Raw genomic sequence first — 16030 nt, 5'->3', positions numbered from 1 at the left:
CATCGGTCATCCGACCGATCCCGGTGCTCCGCCTGCGCACGCGGGGCTATGCTTCGCGCATGGAAGCGGCGGCGTCGTCGTTCCGGGGCATCGAACGCGTGTGCCCGGTGTTCGTGGGCAGGGAGGACCTGCTCGCGCTGGCGCGCCGCCGGGAGGCCGCCGCTCTAGACGGCCGCGGTGGGCTCCTCCTCATCGCGGGGGAGGCCGGGATCGGCAAGTCGCGGCTGATGGAGGAGGTCGTCGCCCTCGGCTCAGCGCGCCGCCTCCACGCCGACGCCTATGCGGACGACCGTGAGACGCCGGGCATGCTGCTGCTCGGCATCGCCGCGTCGCTTGCCGAGGCGGGCGACGGGCCCGCCGCCGAGCGGATCAGGGGGCTGGTGCTCCGCGGCGACCCGACGATGGCCGCGCCCGAGGACCCGACGACGCGCTCGACGCGGCGGCGCCTGCTGGTCGCGGAGCTCGCGTCCACCCTGGCGACGGTGCTCGTGCTCCCGACGATCCTGGCCCTGGAGGACGTGCACTGGGCGGACCAGCTCGCGCTGGACGTGCTCCGCAGGGTCGCGGCGGCGGTGCGCGAGCGGCCGAGCCTGCTGGTCGCGACGTTCCGCACCCAGGATCCGGAAGTGGCCGAGGAGGCGACGGCGTGGCGGCTGGAGCTGGTCGGGCACCGGCTCGCGGAGGAGGTCCGGCCGGTGCGGCTGGACGCGGCCGGCGTCGCGCGCATGCTCGCCGCGATCCGGGGGACCGAGGCCTCCGCCGAGGAGGTGGCCCGCCTGCACGCGGTGAGCGACGGCATCCCGCTGCACGTCGAGGAGCTGGTCGCCGGGGGCTCCGACGGCGCGCCGGAGACCGTGGCGGCGGCGGTGCTCTCCCGGACGCGCGGCCTGTCGCCGTCCTCGGCGGCGGTGCTGGAGGCGGCGGCCGTGATCGGGCGCGAGTTCGACACCCGGTTGCTGGCCGTGGTGGTCGGCGACGAGCTCGACCGGGCGGCGCGGGAGGCGGCGCTGGACGACCTGGCCGGGCAGCACTTCCTGGTCCGGACCGCGGCGGGCTCGTACGACTTCCGGCACGCCCTGATCCGCGACGCGGTGTACTCCGCGGTGCCGTCGGCGCGTCGGCGCATCCTGCACGGTCGGGTGGTTGACGCCGGGGCCGTCCTCTCCGACGCGCTGCTCTCGCTGCACAGCGAGCGCGCGGGGCGGGCGCGGGAGGCATACGCCCTGGCCCGGCGCGCCGCCGAGCGGGCGTCGGCGCTCTCCGCGCACCGCGAGGCGGCCGATCTCTACCGGCGGGCGCAGCGCACCATGCCGCTCGCCGTGACCGGCCGCGACCGGGCCGAGCTCCTGCGCCGGCTCGGGGCGGAGCTCGCCGCCGTCGACGCCAACCGCGAGGCGGAGGCGGAGTTCGCGCGTGCCGTCGAGCTGTACCACGCGGCCGGGGCCGACCGGGAGGCGGCCGCGGTCGTCCCCGCGCTCGTCGCCGCCCGCCACCTGCTCGGCGCGGACTACCCGGCCCGCGTGGCCGCGATCCGCTCGGCGCTCGGCTGGATCGACGGGGACGAGACGGCAGAGGGTGTCCACGTGCGCGGCCGGCTGCTCGCCGCGCAGGCCGCCGCCGCCATGCTGGAGCGGCGGCTGGACGACGGCCGCCGGGTCGCGGAGGAGGCGCGCGGGCTGCTGACGGACGAGGCCGACCGCATCGGCGTGGACGCCACCCTCGGCTCCGTCCTGGTCTTCGCAGGCGAGGGCGAGCCGGCGTGGGAGCTGCTGCGCACTGCGGCGGAGGAGGGCGCGGCCCACGGCAGGGAGGAGGCGGCCGCCCGCGCCTACCGGATGCTCGGCTCGAGCGCGTCCGTGCTGCTCCAGTACGACCGCGGCGCCGGATGGCTGGCGGACGGCATCGCGTACGCCGAGCGCATCGAGCGCTGGAACGACGCCCACTACCTCACCGCACACCTGGCGCACGTCCGCTGGGCCACCGGCGAGCTGGCCGCGGCGGCAGAGCTCGCCGGCCACGCGCTCGCCGACGGCCGCGGCGGGATCACCACCGAGGTGACCGCCCTGCACGTGCTCGGTTACTGCGCGCTCTCGTCGGGCGACCTCCCGCGCGCGGAGGAGGTGCTGCTCCGGGCAGAAGCGATCGGCGAGCGGATGCAGGAGTTGCAGCGCCTGTCGCCCGCGCTCTGGGGGCTCGCTGAGACGGCCCTGCTCTCCGGCGACCACGTCGCGGCCATCCGCTACTGCGAGCGCGGCGCGGCCGAGTCGCACCGCGTCGAGGACTCCGCCTACGTCTTCCCGTTCGCACTCACCGGCGTGCGGGCCTACCTCGCGGCAGGCGATGTCGCCGGTGCGCGGACGTGGCTGGAGCGGGTCGGCGTCCTGGTCGGCCGGCGGAGCATCCCCGGAACGGAGTCCGCGCTCCAGCACGCGGCCGGTGTCCTGGCCCTGCGCGAGCGGCGGCCGGGCGACGCCAAGGAGCTGCTGCAGTCCGCCTCCGCGGGCTGGGACGGGATCGGCCGCTGGTGGGAGGGCACGCAGGCGCTCCTGGACCGGGCCGAGTGCGCGCGACGCACCCGCAGCCCGGCCGAGGCGGCCGCGCTGCTCGCCGAGGCCGCCGCCCGGTCGCGCGGGTCCGTACTCCAGGGCCGTGTCGACGAGCTCGCCGCACGGCTGGCGGAAGGCGTCGAACCGACGACGCTCAGCGCGCGGGAGCGCGAGGTGGCGGTGCGGATCGCGGGCGGGGCGACGAACCGGGAGATCGCCGCCGCCCTGCACATCGCGCCGAAGACCGTGTCGACGCACGTCGAGCACATCCTGGCGAAGCTGGGCGCGTCGCGGCGGTCGGAGATCGCGGCGTGGGCGGCCGAGCGCGGGGCCTGACGGCTGGCGGGTCTTGACGCCCGCGGAGCCCGGCGGGCTACGATGCGGCACATGAGCCAGATCGAAACCGGGATCGTCTCCTACACGCTCTCGTCCGACTACTACGCGCAGGTCGGGGCCGACTTCGACACCGAGGCCGTGGACGACGCCATCCTGGCCGAGCTGAACCGCAAGCTGCCGGCCGGGATCGTGGTCGAGCGCAGCGGCAAGGTGCTGGCCGACGAGGACCTGGCCGAGGTCGCCCGCTCGCTGGACTGGCAGGCGCTGCTGCAGCAGATCGACGTGGACCAGATCCTCGCCGATCACGCCCGCTGAGCGCCCGCCTTCTTCACGGTGTCGTACGCGGCGAGCGCCGCGCGCCGCGACTCGCCCAGGTCGACGATCGGCTCCGGGTAGTCGCCGGTGTCCCATTCCGGGACCCAGCGCCGCACGTAGTCGCCGTGCGGATCGAACTTGGTGCGCTGCAGCTCGGGGTTGAACACCCGGAAGTACGGCGCCGCGTCCGCGCCGGAGCCGGCGACCCACTGCCAGTTGAAGGGGTTGTTGGCGGCGTCGGCGTCGACCAGCGTGTCCCAGAACCATTCTTCGCCGCGGCGCCAGTCGATCAGCAGGTTCTTGGTGAGGAAGGACGCCACGACCATCCGCACCCGGTTGTGCATGACGCCGGTTCTCCACAGTTCCCGCATCCCCGCGTCCACGAGCGGGACGCCGGTGCGACCCTGTTGCCAGGCGTGCAGCACGGACGGGTGCAGGCGCGGCCAGGGGAAGGAGTCGTACTCGCGATGGATGTTGACGGTGGCGAGGTCGGGGTGCTCGAAGAGCGTGTGGTGGGCGAACTCCCGCCAGCCGAGTTCGGAGAGGAAGGTGGCGGCGCTGTTCGCCGCCGCGTCGTCGCGGTCGCGCGCGCCGGCGACCGCGTGCCAGACCTGGTGCGGGCTCAGCTCGCCCCAGCGCAGGCGCGGGGAGAGCCGGGAGGTGCCGTCGACGCCGGGGACGTCCCTGTCGTCGCGGTAGCGGGCCAGGGCGTCGGTGACGAACCGGTCGAGGTCGGCGTGCGCCGCCCGCTCGCCCGGCTCCCAGGTCTCCCGCAGGCCGCCCGCCCAGTCGGGCCGGGTCGGCAGCAGGTCGAGGTCGTCGACGGTGAGACCGTCGACGGACGGACCCGCGGTCAGCGCTTGCGGCGCCGCGAGGGGCTTGCGCGGCGCCGGCGCCGACAGGCATGCCCGCCAGAACGGGGTGAAGACCGAGAACGGCGTGCCCGAGCCGGTGCGGATGGTCCACGGCTCGAAGAGCAGGTTCGCGCCGAAGCTCTCGGCCTCGATCCCGGCCTCGCGCGCGGACGCCTTCACCGCGGTGTCGATGCGGCGCTCTGCGGCGCCGTAGCGGCGGTTCCAGTACAGCGCTGCGGGCTGCAGCTCCGCGATCAGCGCGGCGAGCTCGGCCTCGGCGGGGCCGCTGCGCACGACCAGCCGGGCGCCCACGTCGTCGAGCCCGGCGGCCAGCGCGGTGAGGCTGTGGTGCAGCCACCACCGCGCGGCGCCGCCGAGCGGGCGCACGCCGGGGGACTCGTCGTCGCGGATGTACAGGCAGACCACCGGCCGGCCGGTGCGCGCGGCCACGTCGAGCGCCGGGTTGTCGGCCACCCGGAGATCGTCGCGGAACCAGACGACCGCGGGGCGGGTGTCGGCCGTCACAGGTCGAGCGTGTCGCCCGGCTCGAGCGCGAAGAACTCGCCGCCGCCCTGCTCGGTGGCCCAGGCGATCCGGGCGTTCGACAGGTCCTTGCCGGCGCGCGAGAGCACCATCTCGTGCGTGGGGAAGGTGCGCTTCGGCTTCGTCGCGAGCACGTAGTCCATCGTCTCGGCGACCTTCATCCAGGGAGCGCCCGCCGGCACGGCCAGGACGTCGAGCTCGACGCCCTCCGGGATGACGAACGAGTCGCCCGCGTAGTAGAGCTCGTCGTTCACCAGGACGCCGAGGTTGTCGACCACGGGGATGCTTTCGTGGATGACCGCGTGGCGGCCGCCGAAGAAGCGGAGGGTGAACGGTCCCGCCTCGACGGTGTCGCCGGCGTGCACCACGGTGATGTCGAAGTCCTCCGCAGCCCGGGCCACGCCCTCTGGCGCGAAGATCGGCACGTCGGAGTTCATCTCCACGACGCGCTTCAGCTGCTCGGGCGTCCAGTGGTCGGCGTGCTCGTGCGTGATGACAATGGCCACGGTGTTCGCGGTGTCCGTCAGGGGCGAGGTGAAGCTGCCCGGATCGATGAAGAGCTTCTTCCCGGACTCCTCCAGGAGCAGGGCGGCGTGCTCGAACTTCGTCAGTCTCATGGCATCATCAAACCTCGACCGGCGATCGCGCGCCAGGTCCGGCCGGCTCCAGCGTCGGCTCCGGTCGTGTCGCGCTGCGGGGGACGGCGGCTATGCCATAGTCGTGGTCTATGCCTGTCTCCCCTCGGACTGTCGTCGTCGCGGTCAACCCGATGGCGTCGTTCGGCCGGCGCCGCGACGTCGGGCCGCGCGTCGTCGAGCGGCTGCGTGCCGCCGGCCACACGGTGATCGCGGTGGACGAGGCCAACATCGAGCTGCTCCGCCGGGAGACCAGCCGCGCCGTCGAGGCCGGCGCTGATGCGCTCGTCGTCGTCGGGGGAGACGGCATGGCCAACCTCGGCATCAACATCGTCGCCCAGACGCCGACCCCGCTCGGGATCGTGCCGAGCGGGACCGGGAACGACCTGGCCGACGGCCTGGGCATCCCCACCGCCGACGCGGAGGCCGCGATCGATCAGCTCCTGGAGGCGCTCGGCCGCCCGCCGCGCACGATCGACGCCGGCCTGATCCGGCACGGAGAGCAGCACGCCGAGCTGAGCACCTGGTTCGGCTGCGTGCTCTCGGCCGGGTTCGACGCGACGGTCAACGAGCGGGCCAACCTGATGACCCGTCCGCGCGGCCGCAGCCGCTACGTGTTCGCGCTGCTGCGCGAGCTCGCGGTCCTGCACGCCCGCCCGTACCGGATCCTCGCCGACGGCGAGCCGATCGAGACGGAGGCGATGCTGGTCTCGGTCGCCAACAACCGCTCGCTGGGCGGCGGGATGCGCATCGTCCCGCACGCCGACCTCGCCGACGGCCGTCTCGATCTGTTCGTGGTGACCCGGATGTCGCGCCCGCGCTTCCTCCGGCTCTTCCCGAAGGTGTTCCGCGGCGAGCACACCGGCCTGCCCGAGGTCTCGTTCCGCGGGCTGAGCACGGTGCGGATCGAGGCGGAGGGCGTCGTCGCCTACGCCGACGGCGAGCGGATCGGGCCGCTCCCGGTCGAGGTCGCCGTCGTCCCCGGCGCGCTCCGCGTCCTGGTCTGACGGCCGCGCGACACACCCGGGCCGACGGCGCCGTTTTGGAGGAAGGCCCCCATCTGTGGCATTATCAATGAGTTGCAAAAACGGCCCCATCGTTTAGCGGCCTAGGACGTCGCCCTCTCACGGCGGTAACGCGGGTTCAAATCCCGCTGGGGTCACATTCGCCCGCTTCCCTTGATTTTCAAGGGAAGCGGGCTTTTTTCTTGCCGTTGGCTGGTCGCTTCGTTTCCGGTGTCGTGGTGGAGATCCGATTCGTCGAGGGCCTCCGTACTGCTGACAACATGCAGCCATCGACACGCTAAGGAAGACGGAAGTCTGCCGCGTAGGAGTCGCAGTACGGCTGGCCGGTCAAAGCGGTGAGGTCGTGCATGATCTCGTCGGTGATCGCCCGGAGGACGCCCTCATCCGTCGTCCCGCGGATCTCGCCGTAGTGCCTCGGTCGCCCGAAGACCACGCCGACACGGTGGATTCGCGGCACCCGTGCCCCGATGGGCAGGACGCGGTCCGTCCCGATCACGGCGACCGGGATGACGGTCGCGCCGGTTTCCAGCGCGAGGCGTGCGACGCCGGTCCTCCCGCGATAGAGGCGACCGTCCGGGCTCCGGGTGCCTTCCGGGAAGATACCGACGACTGAGCCGTGTCCGAGAATGTCGACAGCGCGGTCGAGCGCACGATCTGCGGCCAGTCCGCCCGCCCTGTGGACGGGGATCTGCCCGCTCGTCCTCATCAGCCATCGAACGAATGCGCCTCCGAAGCCGGGAAGTTCGAAGAACTCGCTCTTGGCGAGGAATGTGACGCGCCGTGGCGTGACAAGGGGGATCAGCAACCAGTCCACGAGGGAGAGATGGTTCGCAGCGAGGATGACGGGGCCATGCGGGGGCACGCGGGTTCGTCCGCGCGTCCACGGCCGGAACACCAGCATCGCGAGCGGCCCCACAAGAACCTTGAGGAGCCAGTACAGCGTCATCGAACTGCCTTCCCGCTTCGGGTGTGGGTTCACGCTATCGTGCGCCCGTGGGTTCGTTTATCGCACAATTCGGATGGAACCTGCTCGTGGTGGCGGGCGGGATCGCTGTCTTCGCGCTGCCCTTCGTCACGGTGTTCGCTCTTCGCCACCGGCGAGAGGTCCGCGACAAGCGGCCCCACATCAACCAGTTCATGGAGTTCTTCCTCGTCAGCCGGGAGTCGAACGCCTTGGTGTTCTGCTGGGCGCTCGCCGAGGCACTCGTGTGGTGGGTGATTCCCGAGTTCCTGCTCGTGCTGATCGTCTTCATGAAAGTGAGGCACAAGGTGAGCCTGCTCACGTACGACCTCGCGGGCACGATCGTCGGAACCATCATCGCGCTGACGTGGCGGCTGCCGGATGAACTCTTGCTGCGGGTGCCTTACGTCTATCCACGGATGCTGACGCAGACCGATGAGTGGTACCGGAAGATGGGAACGCTCGCCCTCGTCAACCAGCCGTTCTCCGGCGTTCCGTACAAGGTCTTTCTCGCGCACGCCCCCACGATGGGCTTCTGGAGCGCGCTCGTATTCATCGGGTTCGCCGTCGTGGTTCGTCTCTCGCGCTACGTGATCGGCTACTCGGTCGCAGTCGCGCTCTTCCCGATCGTGCACCCTTTCGTGTACAGGAACTACGTGCGCCTGCTCATCGGCGCCGTCGTCATCTTCACGCTGCTGCTGATGCGGGTGAGCGCCATCTACAGCTGAACTCGTGGCGCGGGGTTGCGAGTCACGGCGGTCGAGACTCAGATCCCGTAGCACCCGCTCCAACCGCAGAAGGTCACCCACAGCAGGATGATCGCGCTGATCGGGTTCGCGACCGCGATCAGGCCGAGAACAAGCAACGTGCGGCTCCGACCCTTCCGTTCCTCCACCTTCCAGATGCTCACGACATAGCCGAAGTAGCAGACGATCATGCCGAACAGTGCGAAGGTCGCGATCGGCTTGCCCTGCATGAATTTCGGGAGAGTGGGGTCACCTACCGCCGTCAGGTCTCTGAGGAAGAACATGTCGATGATCCATGTGACAAGAAAGATCGCGAACGCGATCCCCCACCATCGGGCTGTGCGCGAAACGCCCGATTGCGAACGCTCAGCGACGTATTCGTCTTTCGATTTCCATTCGAGCGGATGAGCGTTCGCGGGAGCAGGCGTGGGGGATGCGATCGGGTCATCCGCGGCGTCTGACGAGGCGGGCGCGGGGCTCTCGGGCCGGGACTGCTCGTCTTCGGGATCTGACATCGGATGCCTCCTCGGTAGCGATTCACCTGGGCAGCAGGACGGCTGCCGTCAGAGCGACGTTCAGACTGCAGAACCGGTCGATCACGCCGCCGTGACCCGGGATCGTGGAGCCCCAGTCCTCGACTCCGACGATGCGCTTGGCGACGCTGTTGACGAGGTCCCCGGCCGCGCTCGCGGCGCCGATGACCAGGCCCGCGAGCAGGGGCGGCTCCGTGCCGAAGATCATCCCGAGGTGGAGCACCCCGAGAACCCCTCCGATCAGCTGCCCGAAGACACCCTCCCAGGACTTGCCCCGGTTGATCCAGTCCGGGAGGCGGTGACGGCCGAGGTATCTCCCGAAGAAGAACGCCATGACATCGGAAAACACCGAGGAGAGGCAGTATGTCATCCATAGCGCCGGGGCGAGATTCGCGGTCGAGATCGGCCACGCCGCGCAGGATGCCGCGAAGAGCGCCAGGTACCACCAGGTGCGACGTGCACGGTCACGGCGGAACCACTCGACGGCTCCGACCGAGGCGAGCCCGACGCCCAGGAGGAGCCCGGTGGTGAACCCGCCGGCAACCGCAGCAACGAACACCACGAACAGCGGGATCCACATCACCACCTTCACGAAGAGGCTCGAACGGAGAAACCGGCGGAGGTTTCCGCCGTACAGCGGTACACACGCAGCGGCGCCGACCAGGAGGCTCATGAAGAGCCACGGAATCGCCACGATCACGACCGCCATCCTGGACCTCTCCTTTGAAATTCGTCGCCGGTTGATGGAGGCTATCCCGGCATGCCTATCGGCGGCTACAGGCGAGAATGTCAGCGCCGTGAGCGGGCAGCCTAACGCTCTGCTACCGTCGCCACCATGCTGAAGCCGGTCGCCGAGGGCGTGCGCGTCCGCCGGAGCGAGTTCTGCCAGACCAACACCGTCGTGGTCGACGGCGACGCCGGGGTGCTGCTGGTCGACCCGGGCATCCTCGACGGAGAGCTCTCCACGATCGCGGGGGAGCTGAGCGCAGCGGGGCAGCCGGTCGCCGCCGGCTTCGCCACGCACCCGCACTGGGACCACGTCCTCTGGCACCCCGGCTTCGGCTCCGCACCGCGCTTCGCGACGGCGCGCGCGGCCGCGGCCATCGAGGCGTTCCTCGCGGACGCCGCCTGGCGGGAGCGGGTCGCCCCGATGATCCCGGCCGACATCGCCGAACGGGTGCCGCTGACGCTGTTCGGCGAGCTCACCGCCCTCCCCGAGCGCGCCGAGTGGATCCCGTGGGACGGCCCCCGTGCCCGCGTCGTCGAGCATCGCGCCCACGCGGCCGGGCACGCGGCCCTCCTGATCGAGGAGCGCGGCGTGCTCGTCGCCGGCGACCTGCTGTCCGACGTGCTCGTCCCGCTCGTCGACCACAGCGCGGAGGAGCCGATCGAGGACTACCTCGCGGCGCTCACCCTCCTGGAGGGCATCGCGGACGGCGTCGAGGTCGTCGTCCCCGGCCACGGCTCGGTCACCGGGCCGGACGGCCTCCGCGAGCGGATCGACCTCGACCGGGCCTACCTCCTCGCGCTGCGCGACGGCCGAGACCCCCTCGGCGACCCGCGGCTCGGCCCGGACGCCGTGTACGACTGGGTCGCCGGCGTCCACGAACGGCAGGCGGTGCTGCTCGCGCGGCGCTGACCCCTATTCACGGCAGAGCCCGCTACGGCACCCACTCTTCCGGGAACCGCCCCCGGACGCTCTCCGCGAAGTACCGCCCGGGCGACTCGGCCTCGCGCAGCTCGCGCCAGACCCGGGGCGGGACGAGCAGGTAGCGGTAGACCCCGCCGGATCCGAACTCGATCTCCAGCACCGCGGTGTCCGCGTCGTAGCCCGCCGAGGCGATCGCCGTGCTGTCGAACACCTCGCGCCGCATGGTGCGGACGATACACGCGCACCCGGTAGACTGGGTGCTCACGAAGGGGAGTATCCCGAAGAGGCCGGGCGGCCTCGCGCTGTGAACGTCATCACGGTCCGATCGGACCCGGGCGCAGCGGCACGGATGTGCGGGAGAGACTTTCGGGCCCGTCCCGTACGCCCTTCGAAAGGTCTCTCCGTTGGAACTCGCCCTCCCACTCTGGTTCGAGGTCGGCAGCTTCGTCGTCCTGCTGCTCATCCTCGCGTTCGATCTGCTGATCGTCTTCAAGCGCCCGCACATCCCGAGCCCCAAGGAGTCCGCGCTCTGGGTGGCGTTCTACGTCGCGCTCGCGCTGATCTTCGCGCTGCTCATGCTCCTGGTCGGCGACGCGGAGCACGCCGGGCAGTTCCTCGCCGGCTGGCTCACCGAGTACAGCCTGAGCATCGACAACCTGTTCGTGTTCGTCATCATCATGAGCAGGTTCGCGGTGCCCAGGAAGTACCAGCAGGAGGTGCTGATGGTGGGCATCATCCTCGCCCTGATCTTCCGCGGCGTCTTCATCGTGCTCGGCGCCGGGCTCATCGCGACCTTCAGCTGGATCTTCTACCTGTTCGGCGCCTTCCTGCTCTGGACGGCGTTCCACCAGGCGTTCGGTAACCACGACGACGAGGGCACGAAGGACGGCCGGCTCATCCGGTTCGCGCGCCGCCGGCTGAAGGTGTCCGACCAGTACGAGGGCAACAAGCTGCGCACCGCGGTGAACGGCCGGCGGATGTTCACGCCGCTGATCATCGTCTTCCTCGCGCTCGGCACCACCGACCTGCTCTTCGCGCTCGACTCCATCCCGGCGATCTTCGGCATCACCCAGAGCCCGTTCATCGTCTTCACGGCGAACGTCTTCGCACTGATGGGGCTGCGCCAGCTGTACTTCCTGCTCGGCCACCTGCTGGAGAAGCTCGTCTACCTCAAATACGGGATCGCGTTCATCCTCGCCTTCATCGGCGTCAAGCTGGTCTTCCACGCCATGCACGAGAACACGCTGCCGTTCGTCAACGGCGGCGAGCACATCGAATGGGCCCCCGATATCAGCACCTGGACCTCGCTCGCGGTGATAGTCGGTGCGATGGTGGTCGCGACCGTCGCTAGTCTGGTGAGGCTGCACGCGAGCGGCACCACCGTCGGCGACGCCATCCACGGGGATGACGGAGCGGCCCCGGACGACCGGGCGCCGCGCGAGCCGGTGGGGACCGAGACGACCGTCGAGGCCGCCCAGGCCCAGAACCACCCGGAGGACCCACGCACATGACTTCCCGCGTCGAGGTGAGCGCCCGCAGCGACACCGGAGCAGTCCGGCAGGTCAACGAGGACAGCTACCTCGCGGAGGACCCGGTCTTCGTCGTCGCCGACGGGATGGGCGGTCACGCGCGCGGCGACGTCGCCAGCCGGACGGCGGTCGAGAGCCTCGCCCGCACAATCCCGGCCGGGACGACGCCGACCCCGGACGAAGTCATCACCGCGATCGACGAGGCGAACGCCGCCGTGCGGGCGCTGTCGGACGCCGAGGAGACCGGAGCGGCGGTGGCGGGCACCACGCTCACCGGCGTCGTGCGGGTGCGGGTGCCGGAGCGGGCCGCGGAGGAGTGGATGGTCGTCAACATCGGCGACTCCCGCGTCTACTCCTGGGACGAGCGCGCGCTCACCCAGCTCACCGCCGACCACTCGGCTGTGCAGGAGCTCCTGGACGCCGGCCTCATCACGCCAGAGCAGGCGGCCGTGCACCCGGAGCGGAACGTCATCACCCGCGCGCTCGGCGCGGAGGACTTCGTGGACACCGACAGCCTGCTGATCCCGCTGGACCAGGCGCGGACCTTCCTGGTCTGCTCCGACGGCCTCACCCGCGAGCTGAGCGACGAGACGATCGCGGAGATCCTGGCCGGCGACCCCGCCGATCCGGCCGGGGTGCTGGTGGAGGCCGCGGTCGCGGCGGGCGGGCACGACAACGTCACCGTGCTCGTGGTGCGTCCGGCCGCCGCCCGGAGCTGACCGCCGCGCGAGCGGCCCGCGCGCGCCCGACGGCCGCGAGCCGTCCGTCCTGTCCCCAGGGCGGGTGATAATCTGAATCCGTGTTCGCGGGTCTGCTCCTCCTTAGCCGCCGCGGCGAGTCCTAATCCTCAGGCCACCCTCGCCGCGGAGTCCGTCGACGGCTGAACCGTGAACGAAGCTCAAGGAGTACCGAGATGACGACGCAGCACAGTCCGCTGACCCTGGCGGAGAAGGTGTGGCGAGACCACCTGGTCGTGAAGGGTGAGGACGGCACGCCGGACCTGATCTACATCGACCTCCACCTGGTCCACGAAGTGACCAGCCCGCAGGCGTTCGACGGCCTGCGCATGGCGGGGCGGCCGGTCCGCCGCCCCGACCTCACCATCGCGACCGAGGACCACAACACGCCGACGATCGGCATCGACCGGCCGATCGCCGACCTCACCAGCCGCACCCAGATCGAGACGCTGCGCCGCAACGCCGAGGAGTTCGGCGTCCGGCTGCACTCGCTGGGCGACGTCGAGCAGGGCATCGTCCACGTCGTCGGCCCGCAGCTCGGCCTCACCATGCCCGGCATCACCGTGGTCTGCGGCGACTCGCACACCTCCACGCACGGCGCGTTCGGCGCAATGGCGTTCGGGATCGGCACCAGCGAGGTCGAGCACGTGCTCGCTACGCAGACCCTGCCGCTCAAGCCGTTCAAGACGATGGCCATCACCGTCGAGGGGACGCTGCGTCCCGGCGTGACGGCGAAGGACATCATCCTCGCGGTCATCGCGAAGATCGGCACCGGCGGCGGCCAGGGCTACGTGCTCGAGTACCGCGGCAGCGCCATCCGCGCCCTCTCGATGGAGGGCCGCATGACGATCTGCAACATGTCGATCGAGGCCGGCGCCCGTGCGGGCATGGTCGCGCCCGACGAGACCACCTACGCCTACCTGAAGGGTCGCCCGCACGCCCCGGAGGGCGCGGACTGGGACGAGGCCGTCGCCTACTGGAACACGCTCGTGACCGACGACGACGCGGTCTTCGACGCCGAGGTCTACCTCGACGCCGCCGAGATCGAGCCGTTCGTGACCTGGGGCACGAACCCCGGCCAGGGCGTCTCGCTGAGCGAGGCCGTCCCGGACCCGGCCGCGATCGCCGAGCCGAACGCCCGCGCCGCCGCCGAGCGCGCGCTGGAGTACATGGACCTGGCGCCGGGCACGCCGATGAAGAGCATCCCCGTCGACGCGGTGTTCATGGGCTCCTGCACCAACAGCCGCATCGAGGACCTCCGCGCCTTCGCCTCCGTCATCAAGGGGCACAAGAAGGCCGATGGCGTGCGCGTCATGGTCGTCCCCGGCAGCGCCCGCGTGCGCATCGAGGCCGAGGCCGAGGGGATCGACAAGATCGTCGAGGAGTTCGGCGCCGAGTGGCGGTTCGCAGGCTGCTCCATGTGCCTCGGCATGAACCCCGACCAGCTCGCGCCGGGGGAGCGCTGCGCCTCCACCTCCAACCGCAACTTCGAAGGCAGGCAGGGCAAGGGCGGCCGCACCCACCTCGTGTCGCCGCTGGTCGCGGCGGCCACGGCCATCCGCGGCACGCTGTCCAGCCCGTGGGACCTGGAGCACGACGAAGCCGATACCAACGCTGGAGAGAAGGTGGGCGCCTGATGGAGAAGTTCGAGACCGTCACCGGCGTGGCCGTGCCCTTCCGCCGGTCCAACGTCGACACCGACCAGATCATCCCCGCCGTGTTCCTCAAGCGGGTCACCAAGACCGGCTTCGACGACGCACTCTTCCACGAGTGGCGCAAGGATCCTGAGTTCATCCTCAACCAGGAGGCCTACCAGGGCGCGAGCGTGCTCGTCGCCGGGCCCGACTTCGGCACCGGCTCGTCCCGCGAGCACGCCGTCTGGGCGCTGCGCGACTACGGCTTCCGGGTCGTCCTGAGCCCGCGGTTCGCGGACATCTTCCGGGGCAACTCGGGCAAGCAGGGCCTGCTCACCGGCATCATCACCGAGGAGGACGCGGAGCGGCTCTGGGCAGCCATCGAAGCCGAGCCGGGAATATCCGCGACGGTGGACCTGGTTGCCAAGACTGCGACCGTCGGTGGGGTCCAGGTGTCTTTCGACATCGACGACTACACTCGCTGGCGTTTGCTCGAAGGGTTGGACGACATCGCTCTGACCCTGCGCGACGAGGCGCGCATCTCCGAATACGAAGCCGCTCGCGCCAGCTGGCGGCCCAAGACACTCCCGGTGAAAATTTGAACTCGCTTCTTCAGGACTCCCAGGCGGCAGGCGCACACGTCGGCCTCACGGCCGACCGCATCACGATCAACGGCGGAATCCCCCTCAAGGGCCGCATCGAGGTGCGCGGCGCCAAGAACTTCGTCACCAAGGCGATGGTCGCCGCCATCCTGGGCGAGGGCCCGAGCGTGCTGCGGAACGTCCCGAACATCAGCGATGTCCGGGTCGTCCGCGGCCTCCTCGAGGTCCACGGCGTCAAGGTCACCGACGGCGCGGAGGAGGGCGAGCTCCTGCTCGACCCGAGCGCGGTCGAGTCGGCGCACATGGCCGACATCGACGCCCACGCCGGCTCCAGCCGCATCCCGATCCTGTTCTGCGGGCCGCTGCTGCACCGCCTGGGCGAGGCGTTCATCCCCGACCTCGGCGGCTGCCGCATCGGCGACCGCCCCATCGACTACCACCTCGAGGTGCTGCGCAAGTTCGGCGCCGTGGTCGACAAGCTCCCCAGCGGCATCCGGATGACGGCCCCCGAGGGCCTGCACGGCGCCAAGCTCGAGCTCCCGTACCCGAGCGTCGGCGCCACCGAGCAGGTGCTGCTCACGGCCGTCCGCGCCGAGGGCATCACCGAGCTCAAGGGCGCGGCGATCGAGCCCGAGATCATGGACCTGATCAACGTCCTGCAGAAGATGGGCGCGATCATCTCGGTCGACACCGACCGCGTGATCCGCATCGAGGGCGTCGACAAGCTGGTCGGCTACAGCCACACCGCGCTGTTCGACCGCAACGAGGCCGCCAGCTGGGCCGCCGCGGCGCTGGCCACCAACGGCGACATCTACGTCGGCGGCGCCCGCCAGCCGGAGATGCTGACCTTCCTCAACGTCTTCCGCAAGGTCGGCGGCGCGTTCGAGATCCACGACGACGGCATCCGCTTCTTCCACCCGGGCGGCGCGCTGAAGCCCGTCGTGATCGAGACCGACGTGCACCCCGGCTTCATGACCGACTGGCAGCAGCCGCTCGTGGTCGCGCTGACCAAGGCCGAGGGCGTGTCGATCGTCCACGAGACCGTCTACGAGCAGCGCTTCGGCTTCACCGACGCGCTCATCGACATGGGCGCGAAGATCCAGGTCCACAAGGAGTGCCTCGGCGGCCACGACTGCCGCTTCGGCCAGCGCAACTTCAACCACTCCGCGGTCATCATGGGCCCGGTGGAACTGAAGGGCGCCGACGTGGAGATCCCCGACCTGCGCGGCGGGTTCAGCCACCTCATCGCCGCCCTGTCGGCGGAGGGCCGCTCGACCGTCAGCAATGTCGGCATCATCAGCCGCGGGTACGAGAAGTTCATCACCAAGCTCGAGCTGCTCGGAGCGGACTTCGTCCTCGAGGGCTGAGGCCCGCGATAATGGG

At 70.8% G+C, this 16030-nt stretch carries 16 protein-coding genes and 1 tRNA gene; 11 read left to right on the top strand and 6 right to left on the bottom strand.

What is annotated here, in order from left to right; genetic code table 11:
* Window positions 1–59: 59 nt before the first annotated feature.
* Together HNR13_RS13450 and HNR13_RS13445 are read left to right on the top strand one after the other, a co-directional pair.
* A complete protein-coding gene (locus HNR13_RS13450; protein WP_179606513.1) occupies window positions 60–2882 on the top strand; it encodes an ATP-binding protein in 2823 nt (940 codons plus the stop codon).
* Window positions 2883–2933: 51 nt separating this feature from the next.
* Window positions 2934–3197 (top strand): hypothetical protein, encoded by a 264-nt coding sequence (locus HNR13_RS13445; RefSeq protein WP_246312766.1) that lies wholly within the window; start codon window positions 2934–2936, stop codon window positions 3195–3197.
* On the opposite strand, the gene HNR13_RS13440 is transcribed toward HNR13_RS13445, so the two are convergent.
* Entirely contained in the window at window positions 3185–4576 is a 1392-nt protein-coding gene (locus HNR13_RS13440; protein WP_179606509.1) for an FAD-binding domain-containing protein, read from the bottom strand. The genes HNR13_RS13445 and HNR13_RS13440 overlap by 13 nt on opposite strands.
* Window positions 4573–5211 (bottom strand): MBL fold metallo-hydrolase, encoded by a 639-nt coding sequence (locus tag HNR13_RS13435; RefSeq protein WP_179606507.1) that lies wholly within the window; start codon window positions 5209–5211, stop codon window positions 4573–4575. The genes HNR13_RS13440 and HNR13_RS13435 overlap by 4 nt, the downstream gene beginning before the upstream one ends.
* Before the next feature lie 110 nt (window positions 5212–5321).
* Between HNR13_RS13435 and HNR13_RS13430 the strand changes: the two genes are divergently transcribed.
* Both HNR13_RS13430 and HNR13_RS13425 read left to right on the top strand, forming a co-directional pair.
* The gene (locus tag HNR13_RS13430) at window positions 5322–6236 is read left to right on the top strand and encodes a diacylglycerol kinase family protein (protein ID WP_179606505.1); all 915 of its coding nucleotides are present in this window, start codon (window positions 5322–5324) and stop codon (window positions 6234–6236) included.
* An 82-nt stretch (window positions 6237–6318) separates the two neighbouring features.
* A tRNA-Glu gene (locus HNR13_RS13425) sits at window positions 6319–6391 on the top strand.
* Between the two features lie 140 nt (window positions 6392–6531).
* On the opposite strand, the gene HNR13_RS13420 is transcribed toward HNR13_RS13425, so the two are convergent.
* On the bottom strand, window positions 6532–7200 hold the full coding sequence (locus tag HNR13_RS13420) for a lysophospholipid acyltransferase family protein (protein WP_179606503.1): 669 nt from the start codon (window positions 7198–7200) through the stop codon (window positions 6532–6534).
* A 23-nt stretch (window positions 7201–7223) separates the two neighbouring features.
* On the opposite strand from HNR13_RS13420, the gene HNR13_RS13415 reads away from it, so the two are divergent.
* Window positions 7224–7943 (top strand): hypothetical protein, encoded by a 720-nt coding sequence (locus HNR13_RS13415; RefSeq protein ID WP_179606501.1) that lies wholly within the window; start codon window positions 7224–7226, stop codon window positions 7941–7943.
* 38 nt (window positions 7944–7981) lie between these two features.
* On the opposite strand, the gene HNR13_RS13410 is transcribed toward HNR13_RS13415, so the two are convergent.
* Complete coding sequence (locus HNR13_RS13410) at window positions 7982–8476, bottom strand: hypothetical protein (protein WP_179606499.1); 495 nt, start codon at window positions 8474–8476, stop codon at window positions 7982–7984.
* A 22-nt stretch (window positions 8477–8498) separates the two neighbouring features.
* The gene (locus HNR13_RS13405) at window positions 8499–9203 is read right to left on the bottom strand and encodes a phosphatidate cytidylyltransferase (protein WP_179606497.1); all 705 of its coding nucleotides are present in this window, start codon (window positions 9201–9203) and stop codon (window positions 8499–8501) included.
* 126 nt (window positions 9204–9329) lie between these two features.
* Between HNR13_RS13405 and HNR13_RS13400 the strand changes: the two genes are divergently transcribed.
* Window positions 9330–10133 (top strand): MBL fold metallo-hydrolase, encoded by an 804-nt coding sequence (locus HNR13_RS13400; protein ID WP_179606495.1) that lies wholly within the window; start codon window positions 9330–9332, stop codon window positions 10131–10133.
* 22 nt (window positions 10134–10155) lie between these two features.
* On the opposite strand, the gene HNR13_RS13395 is transcribed toward HNR13_RS13400, so the two are convergent.
* Entirely contained in the window at window positions 10156–10410 is a 255-nt protein-coding gene (locus tag HNR13_RS13395) for a KTSC domain-containing protein (protein ID WP_343063554.1), read from the bottom strand.
* A gap of 139 nt (window positions 10411–10549) precedes the next feature.
* On the opposite strand from HNR13_RS13395, the gene HNR13_RS13390 reads away from it, so the two are divergent.
* The 5 genes from HNR13_RS13390 to murA all read left to right on the top strand — a co-directional run bounded on the left by HNR13_RS13390 (window position 10550) and on the right by murA (window position 16014).
* Window positions 10550–11656 (top strand): TerC family protein, encoded by a 1107-nt coding sequence (locus HNR13_RS13390; protein ID WP_246312765.1) that lies wholly within the window; start codon window positions 10550–10552, stop codon window positions 11654–11656.
* Window positions 11653–12393 carry a PP2C family protein-serine/threonine phosphatase gene (locus tag HNR13_RS13385; protein ID WP_179606493.1) on the top strand — a complete coding sequence of 247 codons (741 nt, stop codon included), beginning with the start codon at window positions 11653–11655 and terminating at the stop codon, window positions 12391–12393. Before HNR13_RS13390 ends, HNR13_RS13385 begins: the two co-directional genes overlap by 4 nt.
* Window positions 12394–12587: 194 nt before the next feature.
* Window positions 12588–14048, top strand: coding sequence for a 3-isopropylmalate dehydratase large subunit (gene leuC, locus HNR13_RS13380; RefSeq protein ID WP_179606491.1), 1461 nt, complete (start codon window positions 12588–12590; stop codon window positions 14046–14048).
* Entirely contained in the window at window positions 14048–14647 is a 600-nt protein-coding gene (leuD, locus tag HNR13_RS13375) for a 3-isopropylmalate dehydratase small subunit (RefSeq protein ID WP_179606489.1), read from the top strand. The genes leuC and leuD overlap by 1 nt, the downstream gene beginning before the upstream one ends.
* Complete coding sequence (murA, locus tag HNR13_RS13370) at window positions 14644–16014, top strand: UDP-N-acetylglucosamine 1-carboxyvinyltransferase (protein ID WP_179606487.1); 1371 nt, start codon at window positions 14644–14646, stop codon at window positions 16012–16014. The genes leuD and murA overlap by 4 nt, the downstream gene beginning before the upstream one ends.
* Window positions 16015–16030 lie beyond the last annotated feature (16 nt).

Origin of the sequence: Leifsonia shinshuensis (genome assembly GCF_013410375.1) — a bacterium.
In the GTDB taxonomy this organism is placed as follows: Bacteria; Actinomycetota; Actinomycetes; order Actinomycetales; family Microbacteriaceae; genus Leifsonia; species Leifsonia shinshuensis.
Note: the sequence above shows the minus strand (reverse complement) of the source record. Positions and strands in the feature narration are given on the sequence as shown.